This is a genomic window from Alteromonas sp. AWM4_230, assembly GCF_056158305.1.
This window is the reverse complement of sequence record NZ_JBSWTB010000001.1, coordinates 1,117,460-1,142,858: the sequence shown is the minus strand read 5'-3', so window position 1 is coordinate 1,142,858 and position 25,399 is coordinate 1,117,460. Positions and strand designations below refer to the sequence as shown.

The 25,399-nt window shown below is 44.7% G+C and carries 24 protein-coding genes; 8 read left to right on the top strand and 16 right to left on the bottom strand.

Going from position 1 to position 25,399, the window contains the following annotated elements; genetic code table 11:
- The first annotated feature begins 2 nt into the window (after nucleotides 1-2).
- Nucleotides 3-644: an MBL fold metallo-hydrolase gene (locus ACXACS_RS04935; protein WP_474804741.1), complete on the top strand. Its 642-nt coding sequence runs from the start codon at nucleotides 3-5 to the stop codon at nucleotides 642-644.
- 146 nt (nucleotides 645-790) lie between these two features.
- Here the strand turns inward: ACXACS_RS04935 and ACXACS_RS04930 are convergent, their stop codons facing one another.
- The gene (locus ACXACS_RS04930) at nucleotides 791-1,306 is read right to left on the bottom strand and encodes a lactoylglutathione lyase family protein (protein WP_474804738.1); all 516 of its coding nucleotides are present in this window, start codon (nucleotides 1,304-1,306) and stop codon (nucleotides 791-793) included.
- Between the two features lie 227 nt (nucleotides 1,307-1,533).
- Here ACXACS_RS04930 and ACXACS_RS04925 point away from each other — a divergent pair, with 227 nt between their 5' ends.
- Entirely contained in the window at nucleotides 1,534-2,538 is a 1,005-nt protein-coding gene (locus tag ACXACS_RS04925; protein WP_474804735.1) for a LysR family transcriptional regulator, read from the top strand.
- Nucleotides 2,539-2,653: 115 nt separating this feature from the next.
- Here ACXACS_RS04925 and ACXACS_RS04920 read toward each other — a convergent pair whose 3' ends face one another.
- Nucleotides 2,654-3,487, bottom strand: a complete 834-nt coding sequence (locus ACXACS_RS04920) for a class II glutamine amidotransferase (protein WP_474804733.1) — start codon at nucleotides 3,485-3,487, stop codon at nucleotides 2,654-2,656.
- 242 nt (nucleotides 3,488-3,729) lie between these two features.
- On the opposite strand from ACXACS_RS04920, the gene ACXACS_RS04915 reads away from it, so the two are divergent.
- The 3 genes from ACXACS_RS04915 to ACXACS_RS04905 all read left to right on the top strand — a co-directional run bounded on the left by ACXACS_RS04915 (nucleotide 3,730) and on the right by ACXACS_RS04905 (nucleotide 8,044).
- Nucleotides 3,730-4,311 (top strand): hypothetical protein, encoded by a 582-nt coding sequence (locus ACXACS_RS04915; protein WP_474804731.1) that lies wholly within the window; start codon nucleotides 3,730-3,732, stop codon nucleotides 4,309-4,311.
- Nucleotides 4,312-4,314: 3 nt separating this feature from the next.
- Nucleotides 4,315-5,874 (top strand): PepSY-associated TM helix domain-containing protein, encoded by a 1,560-nt coding sequence (locus ACXACS_RS04910; RefSeq protein WP_474804729.1) that lies wholly within the window; start codon nucleotides 4,315-4,317, stop codon nucleotides 5,872-5,874.
- Between the two features lie 124 nt (nucleotides 5,875-5,998).
- Nucleotides 5,999-8,044 carry a TonB-dependent receptor gene (locus tag ACXACS_RS04905; RefSeq protein ID WP_474804728.1) on the top strand — a complete coding sequence of 682 codons (2,046 nt, stop codon included), beginning with the start codon at nucleotides 5,999-6,001 and terminating at the stop codon, nucleotides 8,042-8,044.
- 95 nt (nucleotides 8,045-8,139) lie between these two features.
- On the opposite strand, the gene ACXACS_RS04900 is transcribed toward ACXACS_RS04905, so the two are convergent.
- From ACXACS_RS04900 to ACXACS_RS04885, 4 genes are all read right to left on the bottom strand, one after another.
- Nucleotides 8,140-9,192, bottom strand: a complete 1,053-nt coding sequence (locus tag ACXACS_RS04900; RefSeq protein ID WP_474804726.1) for a hypothetical protein — start codon at nucleotides 9,190-9,192, stop codon at nucleotides 8,140-8,142.
- 246 nt (nucleotides 9,193-9,438) lie between these two features.
- Nucleotides 9,439-9,909, bottom strand: a complete 471-nt coding sequence (yiaA, locus tag ACXACS_RS04895) for an inner membrane protein YiaA (protein WP_474804723.1) — start codon at nucleotides 9,907-9,909, stop codon at nucleotides 9,439-9,441.
- Nucleotides 9,910-9,919: 10 nt separating this feature from the next.
- Nucleotides 9,920-10,729: a DUF2145 domain-containing protein gene (locus ACXACS_RS04890; RefSeq protein ID WP_474804720.1), complete on the bottom strand. Its 810-nt coding sequence runs from the start codon at nucleotides 10,727-10,729 to the stop codon at nucleotides 9,920-9,922.
- A 7-nt stretch (nucleotides 10,730-10,736) separates the two neighbouring features.
- Complete coding sequence (locus ACXACS_RS04885) at nucleotides 10,737-11,141, bottom strand: hypothetical protein (RefSeq protein ID WP_474804717.1); 405 nt, start codon at nucleotides 11,139-11,141, stop codon at nucleotides 10,737-10,739.
- Nucleotides 11,142-11,272: 131 nt separating this feature from the next.
- On the opposite strand from ACXACS_RS04885, the gene ACXACS_RS04880 reads away from it, so the two are divergent.
- Nucleotides 11,273-12,007, top strand: coding sequence for a helix-turn-helix domain-containing protein (locus ACXACS_RS04880; protein WP_474804715.1), 735 nt, complete (start codon nucleotides 11,273-11,275; stop codon nucleotides 12,005-12,007).
- A gap of 129 nt (nucleotides 12,008-12,136) precedes the next feature.
- Here the strand turns inward: ACXACS_RS04880 and ACXACS_RS04875 are convergent, their stop codons facing one another.
- The 9 genes from ACXACS_RS04875 to rutA form a co-directional block, all read right to left on the bottom strand.
- On the bottom strand, nucleotides 12,137-13,639 hold the full coding sequence (locus tag ACXACS_RS04875; protein WP_474804713.1) for an NCS1 family nucleobase:cation symporter-1: 1,503 nt from the start codon (nucleotides 13,637-13,639) through the stop codon (nucleotides 12,137-12,139).
- Nucleotides 13,640-14,013: 374 nt separating this feature from the next.
- Complete coding sequence (locus ACXACS_RS04870) at nucleotides 14,014-16,332, bottom strand: TonB-dependent receptor (protein WP_474804710.1); 2,319 nt, start codon at nucleotides 16,330-16,332, stop codon at nucleotides 14,014-14,016.
- Nucleotides 16,333-16,603: 271 nt separating this feature from the next.
- On the bottom strand, nucleotides 16,604-18,094 hold the full coding sequence (locus ACXACS_RS04865; RefSeq protein ID WP_474804707.1) for a CoA-acylating methylmalonate-semialdehyde dehydrogenase: 1,491 nt from the start codon (nucleotides 18,092-18,094) through the stop codon (nucleotides 16,604-16,606).
- Between the two features lie 19 nt (nucleotides 18,095-18,113).
- Nucleotides 18,114-18,644, bottom strand: coding sequence for a flavin reductase (locus ACXACS_RS04860; RefSeq protein ID WP_474804704.1), 531 nt, complete (start codon nucleotides 18,642-18,644; stop codon nucleotides 18,114-18,116).
- 22 nt (nucleotides 18,645-18,666) lie between these two features.
- A complete protein-coding gene (locus tag ACXACS_RS04855) occupies nucleotides 18,667-19,287 on the bottom strand; it encodes a malonic semialdehyde reductase (protein ID WP_474804701.1) in 621 nt (206 codons plus the stop codon).
- A 69-nt stretch (nucleotides 19,288-19,356) separates the two neighbouring features.
- Nucleotides 19,357-20,217 carry a pyrimidine utilization protein D gene (gene rutD, locus ACXACS_RS04850; protein ID WP_474804699.1) on the bottom strand — a complete coding sequence of 287 codons (861 nt, stop codon included), beginning with the start codon at nucleotides 20,215-20,217 and terminating at the stop codon, nucleotides 19,357-19,359.
- A 58-nt stretch (nucleotides 20,218-20,275) separates the two neighbouring features.
- The gene (gene rutC, locus ACXACS_RS04845; protein WP_474804697.1) at nucleotides 20,276-20,692 is read right to left on the bottom strand and encodes a pyrimidine utilization protein C; all 417 of its coding nucleotides are present in this window, start codon (nucleotides 20,690-20,692) and stop codon (nucleotides 20,276-20,278) included.
- Nucleotides 20,693-20,790: 98 nt separating this feature from the next.
- On the bottom strand, nucleotides 20,791-21,525 hold the full coding sequence (rutB, locus tag ACXACS_RS04840) for a pyrimidine utilization protein B (RefSeq protein ID WP_474804694.1): 735 nt from the start codon (nucleotides 21,523-21,525) through the stop codon (nucleotides 20,791-20,793).
- Nucleotides 21,525-22,613: a pyrimidine utilization protein A gene (gene rutA / locus ACXACS_RS04835; RefSeq protein ID WP_474804692.1), complete on the bottom strand. Its 1,089-nt coding sequence runs from the start codon at nucleotides 22,611-22,613 to the stop codon at nucleotides 21,525-21,527. The genes rutB and rutA overlap by 1 nt, the downstream gene beginning before the upstream one ends.
- 309 nt (nucleotides 22,614-22,922) lie before the next feature.
- Here rutA and rutR point away from each other — a divergent pair, with 309 nt between their 5' ends.
- A complete protein-coding gene (rutR, locus tag ACXACS_RS04830) occupies nucleotides 22,923-23,594 on the top strand; it encodes an HTH-type transcriptional regulator RutR (RefSeq protein WP_474804690.1) in 672 nt (223 codons plus the stop codon).
- Between the two features lie 96 nt (nucleotides 23,595-23,690).
- Here the strand turns inward: rutR and ACXACS_RS04825 are convergent, their stop codons facing one another.
- Nucleotides 23,691-24,362, bottom strand: a complete 672-nt coding sequence (locus ACXACS_RS04825) for a Crp/Fnr family transcriptional regulator (RefSeq protein WP_474804688.1) — start codon at nucleotides 24,360-24,362, stop codon at nucleotides 23,691-23,693.
- An 86-nt stretch (nucleotides 24,363-24,448) separates the two neighbouring features.
- Here ACXACS_RS04825 and ACXACS_RS04820 point away from each other — a divergent pair, with 86 nt between their 5' ends.
- Entirely contained in the window at nucleotides 24,449-25,342 is an 894-nt protein-coding gene (locus tag ACXACS_RS04820) for a sterol desaturase family protein (RefSeq protein ID WP_474804686.1), read from the top strand.
- Nucleotides 25,343-25,399: the final 57 nt, after the last annotated feature.

Genomic DNA, 25,399 nt, shown 5'->3' with positions numbered 1-25,399 from the left:
CAGTGGAAATTCAAGTTATACCGGTTACGCCCTTTGCCCAAAACTGCTCGTTAATTTGGGATCCAACAACTAACAAAGGCGCGTTTGTCGACCCTGGTGGCGACGTTGAAACGTTAATTGAAGCTGCTACAAATAAAGGCGTGAGTATAGAAAAAATCATACTGACTCACGGTCACCTCGACCACGTTGGCGGTACTGTCGCCATCGCTGAACATTACGGTGTGCCCGTTGTTGGCCCCCACATCGGAGATAAATTTTGGTTAGATGCGCTTATGCAGCAAAGCCAGATGTTTGGCTTTCCACCCGCGCAGCCTTTTGCCCCCAATGAGTGGTTAAATGACAACGACACCATTTCAGTAGGCAATTTAACGTTGGAAGTATTGCATTGCCCCGGTCATACACCCGGACATGTGGTGTTGGTAGAGCGTTCGAGCAATCGAGTTATTGTGGGGGATGTCATATTTGCAGGCTCTATTGGCAGAACTGACTTTCCGCAAGGAAATCATCAACAGCTTATCGACTCTATTAAGCAAAAAATTATGGTGTTACCTGTTGATATGACGATTTACCCTGGACATGGCCCTACTACAACGGTAGGCACAGAAAAGGCGTCCAACCCTTATGTATCAGGTCAATTCGGATAAAATCTCACGTTTCAAGAGTAGTTAAAGAACAAAAAGGCGAGGTGCGTTGAATGAGCTTTTGCTTATTTCGCCCTCGCCTTTCGCTTATTTAAAGCTAGCTATGCATTTGCTTAACGCAATGCCTATAAAGCATTATTAACTAACGTTTACTCGTAAGCGCCGCTTGCATAGTGCAACTCATAGCTGTGGCTATAAATTTCAAGGATGTTGCCAAACGGGTCTTCCATATAAATCATGCGATATGGCTTTTCACCCGGGTAGTAGTAGCGCGGCGCCTTCATACGTTTTTTACCGCCAGCGGCAACAATCTTCTCAGCTAAACCTTCTACGTCTGGGTCTTGAACACAGAAGTGGAAGATACCGGTTTTCCAGTACTCGAAGTTGTTCTCAGGATTTTCTTGGTTGCTGAACTCAAAGATTTCAACGCCTACGCGATCACCCGTTGAGAGATGCGCAATGCGGAATTTACCCCAACCTGCACCGAATACGTCGGTACACATTTCGCCAATGGCCGAATCGTCTTCAATAATTTCGGTTGGCTTCATGATGAGGTACCAGCCAAGTACTTCGGTGTAAAACTTCACGGCGGCTTCTAAATCGGGTACCGAAATACCGATATGGGAAAACGTACGTGGATACGGTGTTTTTACTGCTTCAGTCATCACTTACTCCTTTGTAGTGCAAGTTGTCAAAACGGCTTAAGCGGCTAATTAGTTGTTTATCTCTGTGTTTGGATAGATGGCGTTCTCTTGTACCAGTTATCCAAAACATCAATCATACAGCTAATCGAAAATAGCGCTTAAGTGAATATGGATACATAGTAGCTAGACAATGAAAAAACTTGAAATTATGATATTTTCTTAATTTGATAAATTTAGGTTATACCAAAATGATTAACCCTATTTGGCTAGACACCTTTATTACGTTAGTAGAAACGGGAAATTTCACTCGTACCGCTGAGCAGCGATTCATGACGCAGCCTGGGGTAAGCCAGCACCTGAAAAAACTAGAAGAAGTATGTCAGTGCGAATTGGTGGTTCGTTTAGGCAAAGGGATTCAGCTTACAGAGCAGGGTCAGCGGGTTTATCAATACGCCAAAGAGCAACAGACAAAAGAACAAGACTTTATTGCCAGCTTAAAGTTCGACGCTCCTTTTGAAGGAAAATGTGTAGTGGCCTGTTCAGGCGCTATCGCACAGCGTATTTACCCTGCCCTGTTGGCACTACAAAAGCAGCATAACGCGCTAAATATTCATGTTGAAGTCGCGCCTCGACGCACAATTTTATCAGGCATAGCTAACAATACCCTTGAGCTTGGCATTGTGACTAACCAGCCAGAGAGTGAAGATATACACAGTGAGTACTTAGGCGAAGAAGCACTGGGGCTTATCCTACCGCGTAGCCTGCCTGTTGCACTTGCTACACAGCTTTCTGAATTGCCTGAAAATACACAGAACTTTATGCCTGATTCGGATACGGGTACAAAAATAACAAGCGTATCTGAAAGAGCAAAGAGTAAAACTGATGACGCTATTATGCTAAAAGCCGTAATCAACCATTTAGGGCTTATAAATCACCCTGACGCCATGCACTACTTACAGCGCTACTTTAACGATTGCGGAGAGCCTGAATTAGCCAAGGTTAATCCAAATAAGCTGCCACACGCCGGCTATATCAATCAACTTTCGCAAATTCTACTGCCGGTAAGCGAAGGGTTAGGTTACACCGTGCTGCCAACCAGCACGCTAGAATTTGTGTCATTTGCCGACAAACTCACCGTCTACGAAGCCAAAAATGAGGTGACAGAGCCATTATACAGTGTTCAAACACCCCACAGCGCACTCCCCGCCCGCTATCAAGCAGTAAAACAAACCATCAGCCAAGTATTGAGATAAATATTGGGGTAACCCGAGTTTTGGGGTCAGAGTACATTATTGAGCGGCTTACCAACCAAGCGCCGGCTTTTAAAGTGCGGGGCCGGTAAAGTTACTCTGACCCCACAATTCGTAATTAGTCGTGAAGCGAGGGATCGGGCGCTACCATCTCGGCTTCTTTTTTGTGTTCAGGTACATCCACCTTACCCGAGGCAATGACTTCCCCCTCTTGCCAAAGCTTCCATTCGCCTCGCTCGTATATATCCCACTGTTCATCATTAGTTAGCGGTTCGGTAGCTATAATACTTACCACATCCTTTGGCGTGGTTTCAGCTGCAAAATCAATTTCTACTTCAACATCACTTAAGCAAGCCGGGCCAAAAGGTGCTCTACGGGTAATGCTAGCTAACTTTGTACTACAGAACGTAAACAGCCAGTCGCCGTTACTCAGTAAGCAGTTGAATACACCTTGCTGTGCATACTCTTGTGCCAATTCGACAAGCGTTTCAGCTAGCTGTTTAGGCATGGCGTCACGAGGTAAATTCTGTCTAACATTATTCATGATGTCACAGAAAAGTTCTTCGCTGTCTGTATCCCCTACCGCTTCATAAATACCTGCTCGGCGTGAAAAGTTAGGCAATTGCCCGTTGTGTGCAAACACCCAATAGCGCCCCCAAAGCTCACGTGTAAAGGGATGCGTGTTCGCCAAGTTAATGTTACCAACGTTAGCTTGCCGAATATGACAAATGGCGTTTTTACTTTTTATAGGAAGCTTAGAAACAAAGTCGGCGATAGGTGACGTGGCGCAAGGCTCAGGGTCGTGAAACATACGCACGCCTTTCCCCTCATAAAATGCCACGCCCCAGCCATCTTTATGCGGGCCTGTTTCACCACCACGGCGCGTTAATCCCGTAAAGCTAAAACACAAATCCGTTGGGGTATTGGCACTCATGCCTAGTAGTTCACACACGTTAATTTACGACCTCTAACAATATTAGTGTTCAGCATAATAAAGGGCTGGCGCTAGTTCAATTCTCAATTAGGAGCAATCCGCATTTTATAATTAAAGACTTTTTAAACACTCCTTTTAATAAAATACTAATGTAAATGACAATTATTCCTATTTACATATATACTTTAGTTGAATATCCTATTGGCGATTTTTTAAGGCTGCTTGCCGCAAATTAAATAAAAGCTAAAGGAGAGCTTACGTTGACGACTGTATTTGCATTTGGTTTAGTCCTCTGCGTGTTAGCGTGTACAGTCTTGTATGCTGGAACCCCAAATCAACAATGGTTTAAAACACGCCCTTATTCATTTAAAACAGCCATCATCGGTTGTATTAGTCTCTGTACTGTCGCCACTTTTTGTTTCAGCCAGTCGTTTTCAGTAGCCGCAGCAATTTATACGACTTTCACGCTTAGCATGCTTGGTTTAAGCCTTGTACCTCTTATAACACGGTGGGAGAAGCCTTTAACCGCACCACGGGGTAATAAATCTACGTTATCTCGCGACCAAAGTAGTCAAGCTAATCCGCCACAATGGTGGCTAAAAAGTATTGGAGCACTTGTACTGGGGCTTCCTCTAGGTTTATTTACTAGCGCACTTATCACTTTTGCAGTTTTTGATAACACGCCTTTAGACGTTAAAACACAACACCTTATGTGGTGGATAGTACCTGTCTGGCTCACGCTTATAGCACTTATTTACTTTTCTCACCGTCCACTTCGCATCTTTACCGCTATCGCTCTTTTAACCGCTGCAGAGTACCTAGCAATACAGGTCTTCATTTAAACCATGAAATTAGAAAACTTTAAAAACTACCAAAACATTCATATTTGGACAGGCATTTTATCTGGGCTTTTATTGTTCATCTGCTTTGCAACGAGTGCTTTTACCATGTTTAAAGGGCCGCTGAACACCTGGGCTCTACACAGCGAAAATACCATGCCTGACATCGCTGAAAGCCAGTATGACTACCTAATACAACAAGTACTTACTGAGCACCCAGAAGCAGGTAAAGAAATGACGGTGTATTTGCCTACCGCAATGACAGAACATGCGCCGGTTCAATGGGTAGTGAGAGATGAAGATACTCATGATGCGGTCTATTGGCATGCCTCATTGGATGAGAACGGACAACTTATCAGTCAGCAAGCATTTCTTTCAGATATCGGTGATTTTCTTGATCATTTACACAGAACCGCAGGGATCCCAGGAGGTGACGATCACGATGCGGTAGGTATCTGGATAATGGGTATCGTTTGTATACTCTACTTTGTCGCCATTGTATCTGGTCTGGTTATATTTCTCCCCACATGGGCAAAAGACTTATTTGCCCTGCGAAAGGCAAAAAAAGCAAAACGTTTTTGGGTAGATTTTCACAATATATTAGGTATTTCAGCCCTTCCTTTTCACATCATCATCGCTGTAACAACTGTGGTATTCGCTTATCACGATATCCTTTATGGCTCTATGCAAAGCCTTGTTTATCAAGATAAGCCTATGTTTAATCGACCCGCTGCAATTGACGTGGTTCGAAACAACGAAAACCTTCTCTCTATAGAAACATTACGCCAGAAAATTACAGAAACTGAGCCTGACTTTAATATGGCTGAACTTCGCTTTTCAGGTCTGGGTACGCCGCGTTCTAGATTGATCATTGGTGGCGAACTTGAAGGTGAGATCATCCGCGGTCCTTATTACGCGTTCTGGGTGACAGACCCATACACTGCCTCAGCTGGGTATACGGCAATGCTGCCTTCAGTTTCAGGCGTAGCGGGTAAAATTGTGAATAGCTTTTTCACGCTGCACTTTGGGGGTTTTGGCGGCAGTGCAATTCACTGGATTTATTTTGCATTGGGATTAAGCGGCTCACTGCTATTCCTAACGGGCAATATCATTTGGATAGAAGGGAGAAGGAAACGTTCGACAGCTAATGCTCCTGCCACACAGAAACGCTCGGTGAAAATTTTATCACGTCTAACTGTCGGCGTTTGCACAGGAACCTTGGTTGGTATTGGTTTATCTCTTTTGGCGGCCAAACTTGCATCGGCAGCACAAAGCGACATTCAGTTCTACCAGCACCTTGGCTATTACGGCGGATTCCTCGCAGCGATAGCGTACAGTTTTTTAGTTAACCCCCTTAAATCAGCTATTCACAGCCTTTATGCACTTACCGTCATAGCACTTAGCCTTATTGTAGTGACCTGTGTTTATTGGAATGCCAGCATATCTAGCACCATAAATATCACTTTTATCGGAGTCGCTATTTCGCTTATTTCGCTGTTTATTTTGACTGCGAAATGTTTGGCTGCAAAGCGCACGCTTGTGCCGCAAGACGGTGTCTGGCAATAACCTAAATCTAACCTCTGGTGGATGTTAACCGTTGGCAGCTGCCAGAACTTTATCACTTAAGCAATAAAAAGAGCCTCATTCAAAGCGGCCGTACTACTTTGAGAAATAATAAGGAACTACCTTTATGAGAAACACGTTTCCATCATCGTTATCTGTGATAGCAATGGCAATATCAACGGTCGGCTTTACTGCCAATGCTCAAAATATACAAGCCCCTGACGGTAGTGTTGAGGAAATTGAGAAAATCGTCGTACTAGGTGAAAAAGCCAATCGTACGCTAAAAGATTCAACATCATCCATATCTGTACTTACCGCAGATGAGATAAACAATACACAATACAAGTCTGTATCTGATGCCCTGTCAGAAATCGCCAACGTAGTAACACTATCGGGAGCATTGCCCGACATTCGCGGTGTTTCGGGTAACGGTGGCGCTGGAGGCTTTAATTCAATTGCTGGTGGCGCTAAGGGGCGCGTATCGACCTTAATTGATGGCGTAGCACAGCCTTTTGTTGCCGACTTAAGCGGCGATAGTGGTATGTGGGACTTACAGCAAATAGAGGTTTTCAGGGGCCCTCAGTCCACAAGTAATGGTAGAAACAGTATTGCCGGCTCTGTCTTCATTAAGACTAATGATCCTTCATTCGATTGGGAAGGCGCAGCCCGAGTAGGCTATAGAAATAAAGACCAATATATTGATACTGCTGGCGTTATCTCAGGTCCGATTATTGAAGATGAGCTAGCGTTTCGCTTAAGTGTGCAAACGCTTAACGCAGATACCATTACCAATGGTGAAGGTTTTGAAACTAACCCACCAGACTACGACATAGATGAAATTGAAACCCGTCGCGTGCGCGCGAAGCTAAAATGGCAGCCTAGCGACGACCTTTCATTTATGCTTACACACACCTACAACAACGAAGAAGGTGACACGGGGCGTATTTATTATGAGCTTGAAAATTTAGACGAACGAAATCGCGTATTTTTTAGAGATATTGAAACTGAAATATCTACCACCTCGCTCCTTACAGAATATGCAATAAATGATAACTTCTCGTTCGACCTTATATTGGCTTATATGGATTATCAGTGGGGCTTTGACAGTTACGAAGCATCTGATGAAGACGAACAAACTCTAGTATTCGATGAAACCAATATCACGGTAGATGCAAAGCTAAATTTCGCGTTTAGTGATGGTGAAACCACAGGTTTTATTGGTTTCTATTACTTCGAGCGTGAGCAAGATATTTTAAGTAAGGGCGCATTTCCCTACTACGGTGACGACGATAGTGAATCAATCGCACTATATACCGAAGCCAACTTCACATTGTCAGATAAGCTCACGCTTACCGCAGGTGGGCGATTAGAAAGAGAAAGCCAAGACAGGCACTTCGTTTATGACCCCATCGACGATGTATACATAGAAGATACTAACATTTTCCTTCCTAAACTCGCGCTAACCTATGATGTAGATGAAAGCACTACATTGGGTATCAGTGCTCGTAAAGGGTATAACGCAGCGGGTGGTGCGCTAAACTTCACAGCTCAAGAGTACTATTACTACGATGAAGAAGAAGTCTACACCTACGAGTTAAGCTCGCGTACATCGTTAAGTAATAATACATTCATTAGTGCTAACCTTTTCTATAACGACTATTCAGGTTTTCAAGCATTAAGCTCCACCCGCTTCATAACGAATATGCCAGAGGTAACAACTTATGGCTTGGAAGCGGAGCTGCATACAAATCTCACTGACGACCTACAGCTTAATGCGGGTATTGGGTTACTTAACAGTGAAATTACCGATGCAGGTGAGGAATACCCTGATGTGGATGGTAATGAACTGAATTCAGCACCCTCTTTTAACGCAAATGTAGGGGCTAAATACTGGCTAAACGAGACATTCAATGTCGGCGGCTCGGTCCGTTACATTGGTGAATACTTTGGCGACTTTTCAAATACTGAGGAGCGCGTGGCCGGAGACTATACCCTGGTACGTCTAACCGCTGGCTACGAGACTGACAACTGGTCTGTTACTGCATTTGTAGACAACCTTTTCGACGAAACCGCCATTGTGACGCAAGAGCCAGTCAGTGCTCGTAACCCAGCGGGCTACGCTGCCATTGCGGACCCGAGAAACGTTGGAGTTTCTGCTACTTATAAATTTTGATTTACTTTAAAGAGTAAACTCCTGCAAGCCACCACCGTCCGCGACGTATTGCGCGCGGTGGTTTAGGCTTTTAACTTTTATTGTGCAGTGAAGAACTAATCAATGTTTTCAAGTTCCCTGTGTAGCAACGTCGGGTTATCTACGCTTAGAAATAACGTAGACATACTTTCATTTAATAAAGCCATACCAGAATAATATGCTTGGGGTTTATTGAAGGTAAGTTTGACGTTAGCAGCCCCCCTTCCAAAGTGAAAATCCTCTTTGGTTAAACTTCTACTCCACTCGCCAACTTCAATACCTTCTATATTTGCTTTTGGAATTACTACCATCCCCCACCACGAGTTATTCACTACAACCTTTTCCTGCCAAACAAAGCAGCTGTAGTTTTTGCTTACCCGGTAGTTGGCGACGAACATGATCACTAGATAGAACACTAATGTGGCCACCACCATGGCAATCGTTTCACTGAATTGCAATAGCAATACATAAGAGGCATAGGTTGTGATACTCAAAGCAATAAGTACGCTTAGTAAATGCCACCACTTACCAGAAAGTAACTTCAGGTGCACTGCGCTTTTCACATGCTTTTTGCTGAAGCTAGGTATAGCGTAATACCAACTAGCAGGTTCGTGAGCCAACATTAAAGCAAGCTCTAGTTGCTTAGCCTCTTTGCTACCTTTTTCTGGCGCTTCAGCTTTTTCATATTTTTCGAGCATGTGTATTCGTGGGTCGCCGCTTAGTTTACGTGCGCCCCAAAGTGCTTTTACGATAGTTACTATTAGCACGACTTCAATAACCATTAACACAGTAATGATGGGGTATTTAAGGTAGCTGATAAACGCAAAATAGTGCGCTAGCTGTTCCGGGTAGTTGTAGCGGGCTATTAAACTACTTAAAGAAAATATTAGCAGTACTTTCCAAAGAGCTTGTTCGCCAATACGAATAACCCAGAAGTAATACAATAGCGGCAGTACGAGGAAATAAACCAACGAAACAAGCGTTGTATTACGCCAGCTTGGCTCTGATATGATATTGCTAAAGTTCAGCGTAATGTCTGGCAAGGTACTCGGTAAGAACCATGTGCCTACATAAAAACACGCCGCAGCAACGATTAAAAAAGCAATTCTGTATTTGACGGGTTTACGCATATTTCATCCCTGATGCGTTGAAGATAAGAAGCAGCTAAGAAGCTAAACAATTGATACACAATACGAAAAAGTGGGGTCAGAGTAAATTAATTTGATGGCGGGGTCGTCTGACTTTGACGAAGTGTACTCGGCCCCTAAAATTTAAAAAGTGTACTCTGACGACAAAACTCATGGGGGCCGAGTCAACCAAACTGATAGCAGGGGCAGTATAGCTATAAGGAAATGTACACTGACCCCCTTTCGTTTTTATGCGGCTTTTACTTTTGCTGTTGCTTCATCTTTTAAAACGTTAGTTTCTGACTGAGGAACAGCTTTGTTTGGCTCGCTTTGCATTTGGCTATCACGAACGTTCTTTTGAACCGTAATGGCAGCAAATAAGCTTAAGGTAAACGCCATGCCAAAAAAGCCTTTTTCGCTTAACAAGAGTTCGGCGTTCAGCAATCCAATAACTAACAGTACAATGGCTGAACAGGTGGCTACCGCTGAAGCTAAAAAGTATGCTTTGGTTGTAGGTACACCTTCCATTTTATCCCGTACCGTTTTTTGCAAGCTTACCACTGAAAATAGGCCAAATAGCATGATAGTGAAGTAATAACCTTTTTCGTTAAGGGCCATAGGTGCATTGTACAAGCCTATGAAATAAGCACCTACGCCTACAATAAGTGCAGCTAGTGACGCGATTCGAAATGCTTTAGTGGGTTTATTCATGTTTTGCATAGTAAAACTCCTAAATATTCTCTATTTGACCCGTATGGGTAAACGTAACGGCCTTGTTTGTTAAATCGTACTTTTGCATATAGCGAGCAAGGCTTCCAAAAGTGGTGGTTTCTACCTTGCGACCGTGATCTGACAAAGTTACGCCATCGCTGAACATACTTGCTAAGCCAAGTTTCGCGCGGCTCATATTTACTTTTTGTGGCACAAAATGGGCCTTAGCATTTACCTTTAGCTGCGCAATATCAGTGGTTGAATAAATTGCAGCGTTTAGAATATCAAGGGTGTATTCCGTGCAGTTCTGGCGTTCACTATTAAACGGGTTAGCCACTACCGAATATCGAGCATTGTGAAGCAGCTTAGCTTTGTCATCACGATATAGATTCACTAACGCTTGTTGCACCTCTACTGAAGGAATTATTATTCCTGCCTCTAGCGCATACGCGCCCCAGAAGAAATCTACCGGATAGTCGGTAATCAAATGACTTTTGCCCTGCTCATCTGCGTCTTGATATAAATTGTGTATGGCATAACCCTTCGCCCTATCGCCATTGCTTAGCTCAATACTTGAGTAAATAGCGATTGCGGTATGAGTAAAGCGAATACCTTTTGGCATATCCTCAATAGGTCTGCCACGCCTGGCAATAATAAATGCCCGGGCCCCTTCACCTGCCGCATACTTTTCCACATTCTTTGAAAAAGTAGCGATCGCTTCTGGCGTAAAAGTAGGCTTACCATGCTGCTGACTACCCGCGTATACGTCATGAATATCAGACATCAATAGTACAAGTGCAAACCCGATTGAAGTTATGTAGGTTTTCATGTCTAACCTACCGCTTAGTGTTAGTTGTAGTTGTGATCACTTTGGTTTTAGTAGTAACCACTTGGTTTGGGGCTGGGTCAGCAGTAATAATAGTTTCGGTTATTACCAAAGGTTGGTTGTGCGCTACTGAAGACTGATGGCTAGCCTGATGAAGGTTGCGAGCACTTTCATTCACGGCACTTTCTACCACCGCGCTTCCGGCTACAACAACACTTCCGGTCAATACCACAGGCACTGCCACCACCGCACTTGCTACCGAAGCGGTTGTCGCTAAGCCTTCAGAGACAGCTAACGCACTGTGCTTACTGGCTTTGCCGCTATGCTCAAAAGAATCATCTGCCATTACAGAATGGGTAAGAAGCGCACCACTTAATAGTGCAGTTAACATCAATGTTGAACGTGTATTTTTCATATCACTTGCTCCTAGTGTGTTAAGACAAGATGTGTCTGAACACTTTCTACACTAGAACCAAGAATAAATTTCGTAAACCAAAATGATTATTGTAGTATTAAATTACACCACAAGTATAAAAAAGTAATACCATGAGCCAAATTAGCCTTGTGTACGACACCTTGAAACAATGCTTACGGGAACAGCGACTCACCTATAAGCAGCTTGCAGAAGCACTTGATGTTAGCGAAGCGAGTGTAAAGCGTAACTTTTCGTTGCAGGCGTTCAGCCTTGATAAGTTAGAGCAAATTTGTGAATGCTTAAGTTTGTCATTAAGCGATTTATTTAGCCTTTCACAAAAACAGCAAGAGAAAATTTCGCAGCTGTCTGAAGAGCAAGAAATGGAACTGCTCGCTAACCCTAAGCTACTGCTTGCCGCCGTGTGCGTTCGCGACGGCTGGCGCTTTTCTGAACTTATCAAACATTACGATATTGATGAAGTGGAAGGCATTAAGCTAATGACAACCCTTGATAGGCTTAAGCTTATCGAGCTGTTGCCGAACAACCATTATAAGCTGCTTATTGCCCAAGACTTTCGGTGGATCCCAGGCGGGCCGCTAGAAAAATTTATGGAACAAGAAGTCATGGTGAAGTTCATGGATCCGAAGAAAAACGAGCCATGGATGTTTCGCTTTTACTTACGAGGGCGCTATTCACAAACCTCGGTATCTATCATTCAGCGGCGCTTAGAGCAGCTTAGGCAAGAAGCAGCTAAGCTCAGTAGCGAAGATAATGACTTACCGATAGAAGAGCGCCAGCATGTGGGGTTGCTGATGGCTATGCGGCCTTGGGAACCTTCGCTTTTTGAAAACATGAAGCGAAAATAACTCCGACAAAGTATATTGGGGGGGGTCAGAGTACTTTAAATAGAAAAGTACTCTGACCCCATTAGTTTACTGCGCAGAAAAGTACTCTGACCCCATTAGTTTACTGCGCAGAAAAGTACTCTGACCCCATTATTGGGAGGCGCTTCTTGCCTGCATGGTAGCTGGTACTCTGTTGGACAGCGTTAGGTATACGATACTGGCGATAATTAGCCCCACGAACCATGCGTAGGCGTAAAGCGTATCAAAAATGGCTGGTACGCTGTCTACAAACCCAGCTGCGTGCGCAAAGCCAGGGATATTAGGCAAAATACCAATAACAAGTGCAGCTACGCCCGCCATGTTCCAACCGTTGTTCGCGCCATATTCGCCACTGTGCTGAAACAGCGCATCAATGTTTAGCGTCGATTTTCTTAAAATGAAATAGTCGGCAATGAGGATACCTGCGATTGGGCCGAGCAGTGCAGAATAACCCGTAAGCCAGGTAAATAAATAACCACCCGCGGTTTCAAGCAACTTCCAAGGGAATATAGCAACGCCGATACCCGCGGTGATGTATCCGCCCATTCTAAAGCTAATTTTTGAAGGCGCCATGTTCGAAAACCCATACGCCGGAGCAACCATGTTAGCGGCTAAATTCGTAGTTAAAGTAGCAAGCGCTAATGCCGCGAGCGCAAAGACCACGCCCATGCCGCCCATTCTGCCCGCGAGTGCCACTGGATCCCAAATAGCTTCACCGTAAATGCTTACCGTTGCCGAGGTAACCGCTACCCCAATAAAGGCAAACAACGCCATGGGTAAGGGTAAGCCGATAGCCTGCCCTAGCATCTGATCTTTCTGTGATTTAGCAAAGCGAGTGAAATCAGGGATATTTAATGCCATGGTTGCCCAAAAGCCCACCATAGATGTAAGACCTGCGAAAAACGCAGACCAAAACTGTCCTTCTTTAGCGCCCCCTTCGACAAATTGAGATGGCGTAGATAACATAGCGCCAAATCCACCGGCATTGATGTATGCCCAAGCAAGAAGCGCTAAGCCCATTAAGATCAAAAATGGTGCAGCAAAAGTTTCAAGCCAGCGAATAGATTCAGTACCGTGCTTAATGAAAACCAAATGCATTGCCCAAAAAGCAAAGAAGCACAGGGTTTGGGTAATATCTATACCTAAAAATGGCAGCGCCTGCCCTACAAAAGCGTCGCCGCTTACGCTATTTAAAATAACGTAAATCGCACTGCCTCCCACCCATGTATTAATGCCAAACCACCCGCAGGCTACAAGGCCGCGAGCCAGAGCAGGGATCTTCGCGCCTTTGGTACCAAAAGCACTACGTAGCAATACAGGAAAAGGTAAACCGTATTTAGCCCCCGCGTGACCAATTAGCATCATTGGCACCAGCACAATAATGTTGCCCAACAGCACGGTTATCACTGCCTGATACCAGTTCATGCCTTCAGACACTAGCCCAGCAGATAGCAAATAAGTGGGCACACATACCACCATAGCCACCCATAACGCCGCATAGTCCTTCCACCTCCAGGTTCTTGTTGCCTCACTGGTGGGCGCCAAATCTGGGTTCCATAAATCGCCATCGTAATGGGAAGGTTTTGTCATGGGTTGATTGTTGGTGTTATCCACGATCTATTTCCTTGTTGTTTTAGTGCTGCACGCGCATGTCTTTTTATAAATAAAAAAACAGGGCCTTACGAAGCGTTACTGTTTACAAAATATCGAATATTTTGCTGATTCCTTGGGTGACATTTTTTGAAAAAATGCCGCATTCTTTTTAACTAGCGAAAACGCGCTATTTACGATAAGCCACCGATAAGTCGCTGATGAGAACAGAAGCAAAAATGCTGCCGTTTTGCGCTTACCGATAACGAAATACCTAGATACCGTTTTTTAGAATGTCGGTATCTAGGTTAGCTAAATATCTGGCGTTTTCGAGTAAGGGCGTTTTCGAGTAAGATTTAAGTTTTAAGCCAAGTGTCTAAAACGCCTTGCTTACCAAACTAGAAACTTCGTCTAATAGTCACGCCATATGTCCTAGGTTTTGCGTAGGAAATTTGGCTTGTGCCGTAAAATCCTGAAACGTCAAAGCCAATGAGCTCGTGATCAGAATCAAACAGATTATCTACGTAAGCGGCTAGGCTCCATTTGTCTTGACCATCAACCCAAGTTAAACGTGCATCGGCCATAGCATAGCTATCAATTTCATGAGCGGTAAAATTACGCGCATTGTGAAAAGTTTCAGATTGATAGTTTGCTGATAGCTGTGCCGCCATGTTTCCTTCGAACGCATCCCAATTATACCTGAGCATAGCAGACGCCTGGTATTCAGGGGTAAACGGCGGCGTTGTATCAGCAAAGTAACCTGACGCCACTTCTAAATCTTCAACCACTGCATCGGTATAAGAGAAGTTAACCATTACATCTAAGCTGTCTGTTGGCGTTAAAAATACTTCAAGCTCTACCCCACTAAACGACGCTTCTTCATTCGTTACCACTCCGGCATTATTTACCCATGAAAAAGACTGGTAATCGTTGTAGTCGTAGTAAAAGACATTAGCATTAAACACGCCGCTTCCCTGCATAAAACTGTGCTTTAAGCCAGCTTCGTAGGAGGTTAGCTCTTCAGGCTCATAAAAACTGAACCCTCCGAATAAGGGCGCATTAAAACTCCCTGCTTTAACGCCACGATTAATTCCCGCGTAGTACAAACTATTGCCAATACTATATTCCAACTGAAGCTTTGCAGACCATAAATTTTGGTCGTTGCTTTGCGAAAGCATTTCTAAAGAAGACGTGCTGGTGTCAATCTCAATAACTCGGTCGTCGGTGTTCTCGTTCTGATAAACATTACCCACAAAGTCTTTGTCTTCACGGGTATAGCGTAAGCCACCAACCAGAACAAGGTCGTCAGTCAAGCTATAGTCGACTTGCCCAAATACAGAGTATGACTCGGTTTCAAGGGCCACTAAGGTATTATTTTCTTCACCGCCTAAGAAAAAGGTGGTGGGTGAGCCCGCTAAGCCTTGACTGTAATCAGTGTCGATAGAAAGGTAATAAAGCCCTCCAACCCACTTTAAGTCGGCAGTTTCACCTGAAAAGCGAAACTCTTGGCTAAACTGTTCAATGGTGCTATTTGACTGGAAGATAAGTTCAGGAGACGCCGTTTGGTCAGAATCTAGACCAACGGTACGCTTGAATTCTTTATAGTCTGACATTGCAAAAAAATCGAAGCTTTCGAAGGCATAGTCTAGTGTTGCCGCTAAGCCTTTTGACTTGATTTTGTTTTGATCGTCAAAGGCGAAGTCTTTATTTACCTTATTGCCCGAACCGTCAGGGTCAAAGTTGCCGTTGAAGTCACCACCTTGCACTGGACGGAATGGGTCGCCATTGAAATTACCATCTACACAAACACCCGCTTGGATAGTGTCACAGCCTAGAGGATCGTCAGCAGCGAAAATGACATCTATCACATTGCCCGCGGCATCTTTCACTTCTGTGGTATTCACCACCTGATACGGGCCTTCACTTTTGGTGGTATCAGACCAGTTACCGCTTACAAGTAAGGTGCCCTCCTCGCCAATATCAAACATTAGCTGAGCACGAAACGCTTTAGTATCGTCGTTATAGCCGTCCTCTCCGCCGCCTACTGAACCCAAGCGCGTATCGGGTGCTGCACCGTCTTCGTAAATATTTTCAAGTATTTCACCTTGCTGATTGGTAAACCCAGAAAAGCGACCATAAATGCCGTCTGCTATTTCCCCGGATATTGCTCCTTCAAAACGATATTGTTCGAAACGGGCTGCGGTAAATTCCGCATAACCTTCGGTGTCGGCGGTAGGTTTTGCGGTAACGGTATTTACCAGCCCACCCGTAGCGTTTCGGCCAAATAATGTTCCCTGCGGACCTTTTAAAATTTCTATACGAGCTACGTCGAATAAGCCAAAGGTTTGGGCTTGGGTACTTGCTAAATATCCGCCGTCCACGTAGACCGCCACCGGCGCTTCCGCCAAGTCAGCGTAGTCGTTCTGTACCACACCTCGAATATTAAAAATAGCGCGCTGCCCACCAATATCCCCGGCTAACGACACGCCTGGGGTAAACGCAATAAGCTCGGTACTGCTTTCAAGACCAAGCGCCTCTAGCTGCTCCCCCGAAAAAGCGGTAATAGCGATACCCACATCGCTTATATTCTCGTTGCGCTTTTGCGCGGTAACTTCAATACTTTCCCAAACATTCTCTGCAGCAAAGGCCGCTGGCGTACTTAACGCCATCCCAACGGTTAACGCCAGCAGACGCTTGTGTGTGTTTAACGTATGCATGTTTTACTCTCGTTTATAGTTCTTTTTAACAAGCCTTGCGGCGGTGTTGTCCCGATATTTTTATAAGAGTAACTGTCGACGTGAACTGCTTATCGATTGCCACTGGGGTGCAAACCTAAAGCAGGACTGGAGAGTAACTGCCAAAGGTTTGCGGGTTTAAATTGTTATAATTAATGGCATAGCTTTTACTACCCACCGCCAGTGAACATTTGCCGTTTTTAGCTAAAGGCATTAATGCACCGGCAGCATGTAGTTTTTATTAACTTGTTAGTTAACTAGGAAATGAAAAGCTGACTCCTTCTCTAACACCACTTGAGGGCCAACGTTGGGTAATAGTTTTGCGTTTAGTATAAAAACGCACGCCGTCAGGTCCGTATGCATGAAGGTCGCCAAAGAGTGAGCGCTTCCAACCACCAAAGCTGTGATAAGAAACAGGTACAGGCAGCGGTACGTTTATGCCTACCATGCCCACCTGAATATTGTCGGAGAAATAACGGGCAGCTTCACCATCGCGGGTGAAAATGCAGGTGCCGTTGCCGTATTCATGCTCGTCAATAAGCTGCATGGCTTGCTCCATACTTTCAACGCGCATTACCTGTAATACCGGGCCAAAAATTTCAGCCTTATAACTTGTCATTTCAGCCGTGACTTTATCGATGAGCGTAGCACCTAAGAAAAAGCCAGTTTCATACCCCTCGACTGTTGGGCTTCGCCCGTCAACGACTACTTTAGCGCCTTGCTCAGCTGCACTTGTTATGAAGCCTTCTACTTTCTCTTTATGCTGCTGTGTAATAAGCGGGCCAAAATCATTAGATGCATCGTCAAATGCCCCCACTTTTAAGTCTTTCATCGCCAACTGCATTTTATCTACAATCTCATCGGCTATCTTGTCGCCCACGGCAACCACCACAGAGAGCGCCATACAGCGCTCGCCCGATGAACCAAAGGCTGCGCCTAACAGTTGATTAACCGCGTTATCAACGTCAGCGTCAGGCATAACAATGGCGTGATTTTTAGCCCCGCCTAGTGCTTGGCAACGCTTGCCGCTAGCATTGGCTTTTGAATAGATGTATTCGGCGATAGGCGTTGAGCCTACAAAACTTACTGCTTTGATGCGCTCGTCATCGAGTATTTGATCAACCGCTTCTTTATCACCATTGATTACATTGAAAACACCGTCGGGTAACCCAGCTTCTTTAAGTAGCTTTGCTAGGAAAATAGCGCAGCTTGGGTCTCGTTCTGATGGTTTTAAAACAAAGGTGTTACCGCATACAATGGCGAGCGGAAACATCCAAAGCGGCACCATAGCCGGAAAGTTAAATGGGGTAATCCCTGCCACCACACCAAGGGGCTGAAACTCGCTCCATGAATCTATACTTGGGCCCACATTTTTACTGTGTTCACCTTTAAGCAACTGCGGCGCGCCACAGGCAAATTCTACGTTCTCGATACCTCGCTGTAGTTCGCCTGCCGCGTCATGGCTTATTTTTCCGTGCTCGGTGCCAATTAGCGCGATAATTTCATCAGCATGCTCTTCAAGTAAGCTTTTGAACCTAAACATAACGCGAGCCCGCTTGCTTACCGGCGTGTTTCGCCATTGTGGAAAAGCTTGGTGCGCGTTAACAATGGCTTCGTTTACGGTAGCCTTCGATGCCAGTAAAACCAGCTTCTCTGCTTCGCCCGTTGCTGGGTTATACACATCTTGCATACGCCCTTTTGGGGTACAGGTTTCACCATTAATAAAGTGGCCTACTACTTTCATTGGGTATCTAATCCTTCAGTTATGCGTCTTTGCACGCGCTGTGATATCCGCGCTGGTAATATAAAAGTGCGTCGGCGTCTTGGTCTTGTTTAATGTCTACTACTTGGCAAAAAAGCACATCGTGTGTAGCAACACTTTTTACATCTATGATCACGCAATCAAAACTGACTGCGGCATCGAGTAGTTGAGGGCAGCCAGTTGCTGACTCGCCCCATTCGCCAATTTCGAAGCGTTCACTCATAGGCGCTTTACCACCGAAGGTGTTTGAAATTGACTGATGCTGCGAGGTTAGCGTGTTAATAACCAGATGCGTGCTGTTCTTAAATACCTTATGCACAGAAGCGCTGCGGTTTAAACACACCAGCAAAGTTGCTGGGCTGTCGCTTACGCTGCACACTGCCGTTGCTGTAAAGCCAGCGCGCCCTTCTGGGCCAGTCGTTGTAACGACGTTTACCGCTGCCGCTAAGCTAGACATGCCTTCACGGTATTGCTCAGGCGTAACCGGGGGAAGCACTTCTGTTACTGCGTTTTTTATTGCTGTAATAGTCATACAAATATCCTTTGTGTTGGCGTTACAATATTTGACAAGCTTGCTCGAAACTTAAGCGAGGCAAACGTTTGTGCACTTTCTTTCCATCGCCATAACCAATGTTAAGTAAGAAGTTCACCTTCCACGTGCTATCGGAAAAGAATGTGTCGTTAAGTAATTTGGGGTTAAAGCCAGACATGGCACCGGCATCAAGACCGAGTGCGCGCGCGGCGCTAATTAAATAAGCGCCCTGCATGGAACTGTTTCGCATCGCGGTTTCATAAGCGGCTTCAGGGCTTGAAGTAAACCAGCTTTTCGCATCCGCATAAGGAAATAACGTAGGTAGTTCTTCATAGAATTCTTCGTCGAAAGCTACGATAACCGTGCAAGGTGCGGTCATGGTTTGCTCTACGTTACCGCTTGAAAGACAAGGCTTGAGTTTTTCTCGCCCTTCATCTGAGGTTATAAAAACAAATCTCGCAGGACTGCAATTTGCTGATGTCGAGCCTACTTTCACCAAGTCATAAAGCTGCTTTAGTACCGCTTCATCTATCTTTTTATCGAGCCATGTAGTGTGCGTATGAGCACCGCTAAATAACTGAGCTAGACCACTTTCGCTAATGGGGGCCTTTATTTCATATTCAGCTTTTTCTGATACCGTCATTTCAAATTCTTTCCAGTTTTTAAAGATTGTTAAGTACTGTTTTAGCCGTCTAGGTATTGGGTTAGCCGATTAAGCTATGCGCGCTAAGTAATCCCATACCAATTTATTAAATTCCTCAGGCTCGGTAATGCTTGATGCATGACCGCCATATTCCATTACCGATAGCTCTGCGTTAGGCATGGCATCAGCTAGTATTTTCGAGCGCTGCCATGGAACCAAAGTGTCGTCTTTATTTGCCAGCGCTAATGTTGGTGTAGTGATATTTGCTAGCTTGTCATCGATATCGAACGCACTTAGCGCGCCGATACGAGCTAGCAAGTTATCTACATCCGGAAAATTGTTGAGTAAATGTGCCTCTTCATCGTCTAAATGCTGGGCATTAGCAGCTATCCAATCAGGTGGAAATAGCAGCAGTGCTTGCAGTTGTAGGTACATATCTTTTCTATCCGCAGCGAGTAAGGCTTTGCGTATGTCAAAGCAGCGCAGAGTGTGCGGATTGGGGCTACTCCATGCGTTCACTAGCACTAGGCTTTGCAGAAGGCTGGGCTGAGTTAAACCGAGTTCTAAGCCCACCAGCCCTCCAAGTGCATGCCCAACAAAATGGCATTGCTGTACTTCTAGTTTTTTCAGCAAAGCGGCCAGTTCATTGGCCATATCAGAAATACTGTAGTTCGCTGGTAAATCACCCACACTTTTGTTGGTTCCAAGCTGGTCGTAAGTTATCACTCGGTAGCCTGGGGTAAAGTCAGCCAGTTGAGGCTGCCAAAACTTAGCAGCCCCGCCTAGCCCTGAGCTGAAAACAACCGTTGGCGCGTCGGTCGACGTCAGACCATGTATTTCGTAATGTGTCTTGCCGTACATTTCGCTGCGTATTTCGCCCTGCATTTTGCCGCTCATGTGGGCGTAGCTTGCCTGCGTATCAGAAGGCATAAAGCTCACCTATATAAAACCAATGAGCACAATTAATGGGAAGTCCAAACATAACCGCTTACCCAATGTGTGCTGTAGAGGCAATTTCAATTAAGGCTTCAGGCTTTACCAGCCCAACTTTAATGCAGTAGCGAGCAGGCTTTTCGCCTGGGAAGTATTCGGCGTAAACCTTGTTTACCGCGGCATAGTCGTCCCAATCGGTAATAAAAATTGAGTTGAAGGTGACGTCATCCATAGTGCCACCCGCCTCTTCAATTACACTTTTTATGGTTTCTAACACATGGCGAGTCTGCGCTTCAGCATCACCTACATGCACCACATCATTGTTTTCATCAAACGGCAAAGTGCCTGACACATAGAGAATATTGTCAGCCATGGAGCCCGGAACAAAAGGGGCTATTGGCGTTGACGTACCCGCTGGAATAATGGCTTTCTTCGGCATGTTCTTATCCTTTTCATTGCGCTTTCTATGCATTGCTGCCTGGCGCCTATAAATGGTTTATTTCAAATCGTGTAAACTGATTTATCGCGTTGTTTTTGTCTGTGTAGCTATTTGAAGCTAAGAAGAAACGCCTAACTCGCCTCTTCAAACACTTCACAGAACTGCGCGGTGGTAGACACCCACCCGAAAAACGTCTGAATGTTGAAAAGTGAGGCCTCGTGAATATCTGGCGGGCCAGCTTGATATGCCGCATCAGCCAGCACAACACCAAAATATTCCAGGTGAAAGCCATCGCGCAGCGTAGATTCAACACACACATTAGTTGCAATGCCTGTAAACACTAAGTTGCGAATACCACGTGCGCGCAGCATGCTGTCTAAATTAGTATTGTAAAAACCGCTGTAACGGGTTTTCGGAATAACGATGTCGCCATCCTGAGGCTTTAGGGCATCGACAAGCGCGTAATCCCATGTCCCCTTGGCAAGCAAACAGCCCTTTAGCTCTGGTTGTTTACGCATAGTTTTAAGGGCATTAGATTTGTACCAATTCGGCGAACCTGGGCCGCCCGCCTCTTTATAGTCGGCATCCCATCCATTTTGTAAAAACACCACCGGCATACCAGCTGCCCGTGCGGTTTCCAGTACCTTAACGGTATTCTCAATGACTGGTGCCGTGGTGGAAACGTCAAAACCCGCTTTGTCTAAGTAACCATTTTTACTGGCATAAGCATTTTGCAAATCCACCACAATTACGGCAGTTTCCGCAGGGTTTAACGTTAACGGTTCAGGCTTAGCTGGTAGTACGGGCTGCCCTGTTTGGCGCGCTTGAAAGCACCCTGACACTTCAAATATTTCACCGGCTGACATTAGGCGGCTCCCGATGTACTAAGCAAGTGCTGGCGTGATTTCATTAGCGGCTGAATTTTAGTGCCAAAATCGTCCATGCCTTTAAGGAAGTCATCAAAGGTCAGCAACACACCTTCACAGCCTGGCACTGTGGCTATTTCATCAAGCATAGAAGCGACTGATTCATAAGAGCCAACAAGGGTACCCATATTCAGGTTTACCGCTGAGGTTGGATTGGTCATGTCGCGAATGTTGGTGTCTTTGCCTGACTTTTTGTCTGCCGCGCCTTGCGTTGCCATCCAATCTAACGCTGACTGATCTTTACCGTCTTTATAGCTTTCCCATTTAGCCATCGCTGCTTCGTCGGTTTCATCAGCAATGATCATGATAAGTACCGCGGAGCCAACGCTGCGACCTTGCTTTTCAGCGGCTTCGGTCAAGCGCGCAGCGGTAGGCGCAAATGCGGTAGGTGTATTCACACCTTTACCAAAACAGAAGTTATAGTCGGCGTGACGGGCCGAGAAATCCATGCCCGCGGCACTTTGCCCAGCACAAATAAGCGGTATTTTACGCTGTGGTTTAGGTAGCATGCGGCAGTCATCCATTTGGAAATGCTCGCCTTTAAAATCACTTTTCCCTGTTTCCCAAAGCTCTTTCACAACTTTGATGTATTCATCTAAATATTCGTAGCGGTTACCGAAAAATTCATCGCCCGGCCACATGCCCATTTGCGAATATTCAGGGCGTTGCCAGCCAGTAACCAGGTTGACCCCAAAACGTCCGTTAGAAATAGAATCGATAGTACTTGCCATGCGTGCCATGATCGCTGGTGGCAAGACCAACGTTGCAGCTGTGGCATACAGTTGTATTTTTGAAGTAACAGCGGCAAGACCAGCCATCAAGGTAAACGACTCTAAGTTGTAGTCCCAAAACTCTGTTTCACCGCCAAAACCGCGCAACTTGATCATAGAGAGCGCGAAGTCCATATCGTACTTTTCTGCCTTCATTACAATCTCTTTGTTGAGATCGAACGATGGTTTGAACTGAGGCGAATTTTTAGAAATTAACCAGCCGTTGTTACCAATCGGAATAAATACACCTATATCCATGTTGTTCCCTCTGCTTGTCTGCGTTTTAAGCGGTTTACCCCGCTTTTTTTAAGGTTGCCGAATTCAAAACATTGAAGTGGCGGTATACATAGTGAACAGCACAAAGCAGGCCAATTTATTAAACACTTAAATTTCAATAACTTAAATATCTTTAACTTTGAAATTAGACCTATTGGTTCAATTTGGAACATCCAGTCCAGTGCAACTGAACTTAATTGGTGCATATTTGTGCAAATGGGTTTATAGGTTAGAAAACTGCGCGTAAACTATGCGCCAGATTGCAGAAATCCGGTTAAGAAGAATTGAGTAGTGAGTAAATCTGAAGACCAATTAAATACAAAAACAGCAAGAGCATTTAGCCCTACTACCCAGAAACGAAGAGAAAAGGCGCTTCAAGAAAAGCGTAACCGCATTATGGATGCTGCCCTTTCTCTGTTTTCAAAAAACGGTGTAAGCGGCACAACCGTAGAACAAGTATCGGAATTAGCGAATGTATCAAAGAGTAATTTACTGTATTACTTTAAAAGCAAAGATGGCCTTTACTTATCGGTAATCACTCACCTATTAGATGTATGGCTAACGCCGCTACAAAGCTTTTCTGCAGAACAGGAACCCATAGCCACCTTGAGTGAATACATAAAAGTAAAACTTGAAATGTCCCGGGACAATCCGGCCGAATCTAAACTTTTTTGTATGGAAGTGGTACAGGGTGCTCCTCTTCTAATACAGGAATTAGAAACGCCGCTAAAGGCCTTACTCGATGCAAAAAGCGCTGTCATTAACGAGTGGATAAAAGCGGGTAAGTTAAAACCTGTTGACCCCATACACCTAATTTTTAGCATTTGGGCTATTACGCAGCACTACGCAGATTTCAGCGTGCAAATTAAAGCGGTCACCGGCAAAGATTTAAGCGAGCCCAACTTCTTTGATAGCACGCTTAGTAACATTCAGCACATTATTTTAGACGGGCTAAAGCCTTGATAAAAACCTAATCAACCGGGGGAACACTTAATGTGTTTTGTTCAGATAACACCTGCAGTAGGTCGTTATAATTTTTGAGTGAGTACTAAAAGCCCCCTACAAAGGTAATATAGACGAACTGTCTTTTAGAAAATTCTTAAGGCGCTCAACATTGGTGATAGCTATTCCTCCATATCGTTTCTCTATAAGTTGCAAGTCATACAACTTAGTTAGCGACTTATGTGCGGTAAGTACTGTTACTCCCAACCTCTCTGCATAATCGCTTTGCCGCAGGGGTATAACGTCACTTTGTGTCGTCAAATATGACTGGTAAATCAACTTAGCCAACTGAACATAAGTGGGTAAACGTCGAATATCATCTAGCCTTTCTAGCGCCGCGTGAAGCTTTATTGCGAGTGATCGAGAAATAAAGTCAGAGATTACAGGATGCTGGTTTATAAGAGAACGAAAAGCAGGTTCAGGGACCTGTAGTATCTTACATTGCGTTAGCGCTTGTGCGTGGTGGGTTCTGGCAAGTGAAGCATATAGCGTAAATTCTCCAAACGTATCTCCGCGTTGCAGTATGGTGGTAATTTGATAACTGCCGTCTAGTCCATAATTACCTATTTTAACTTCTCCAGACATAACAATAGACAACCCTTTGTTTTTGCTTCCTCTATCGTGAATAGTCGAGGTCGCTGCATAGGTTTTTACCTTTCCAAAGGGTATACAAATATCGAGATAATCATCAGGCATAACCGTCTGCTGTATACCGTGAATGTAAGACATGCTCATTAAATCTATATAAGTATATATTCTGCAATGTTAACGCAATGTAAATTCACACTCAACAATCGTGTGTGGGAGTAATTACTATGAGCTATCAATGGGCAATTTTGGCCGTTTTTGTTACGTTTGCTTTGCTGGAAGCCAAGAGCGGTAAGCTATTTAAAAAAGCTACGGAAGTCAGCGATGATGGAAAAGTAGAGCTTATCGGTACGTTACTATTATTTACCGTAACACAACCTCTGGTTCTCTTTTGCTCTGCCGCAATAATGGGGTTAGCATTCCCCCAATTTCAGGGAGTACTTGCAGATTCCTCTATTCTCTTGCACTTAGCGCTGCTTTTAATATTTGATGACATGATGCAATACTGGTGGCACAGGCTTTCACACTCAACCCGGTTTCTCTACAACTTACATAGAGCCCACCATAACGCTAAATACATGAGTGTTCGTATTATCTACAGAAACAACTTCTTCTATTACTTATTTATGCCGTCATTATGGTTTTCTGGCGCGCTAATCTATATGGGATTGGGCTGGACCTACGCCTTTTATTTAGTGGTTAAGCTTACTGTGATAACTGGCGCTCATGCAGAGTGGAAGTGGGACAAAGTACTGTACAGTATACCTTGGTTACACCCTATTGCTTGGGTGGTTGAGCGCACCATATCAACGCCTTCTACACATAGTGCGCATCATGGATTAAAAGCAGATGACGGCGTGACCAATTACAAAGGTAATTACGGCAACCTATTGTTCTTTTGGGATGTATTATTTGGTACCGCTAAGATAACAAGGCAATATCCTGCGCAATACGGTATTGAGGGTATGTTTTACGCCGACTGGAAAGAACAACTAATTTGGCCGCTGTACAAAACCCCGAGAAAGCCAAAGCAGTTAAAGACTGAGTCTTCCAATAAGGGATTACCTGTGCTTAATTCAGAGCAACTAACAAAGCAACAGGCAGCGAAGACTAGCGCTTAGTATGGCATCAAAAAGTTATGGGGTCAGAGTAATGACTCTGACGCCATAACCTTGTAA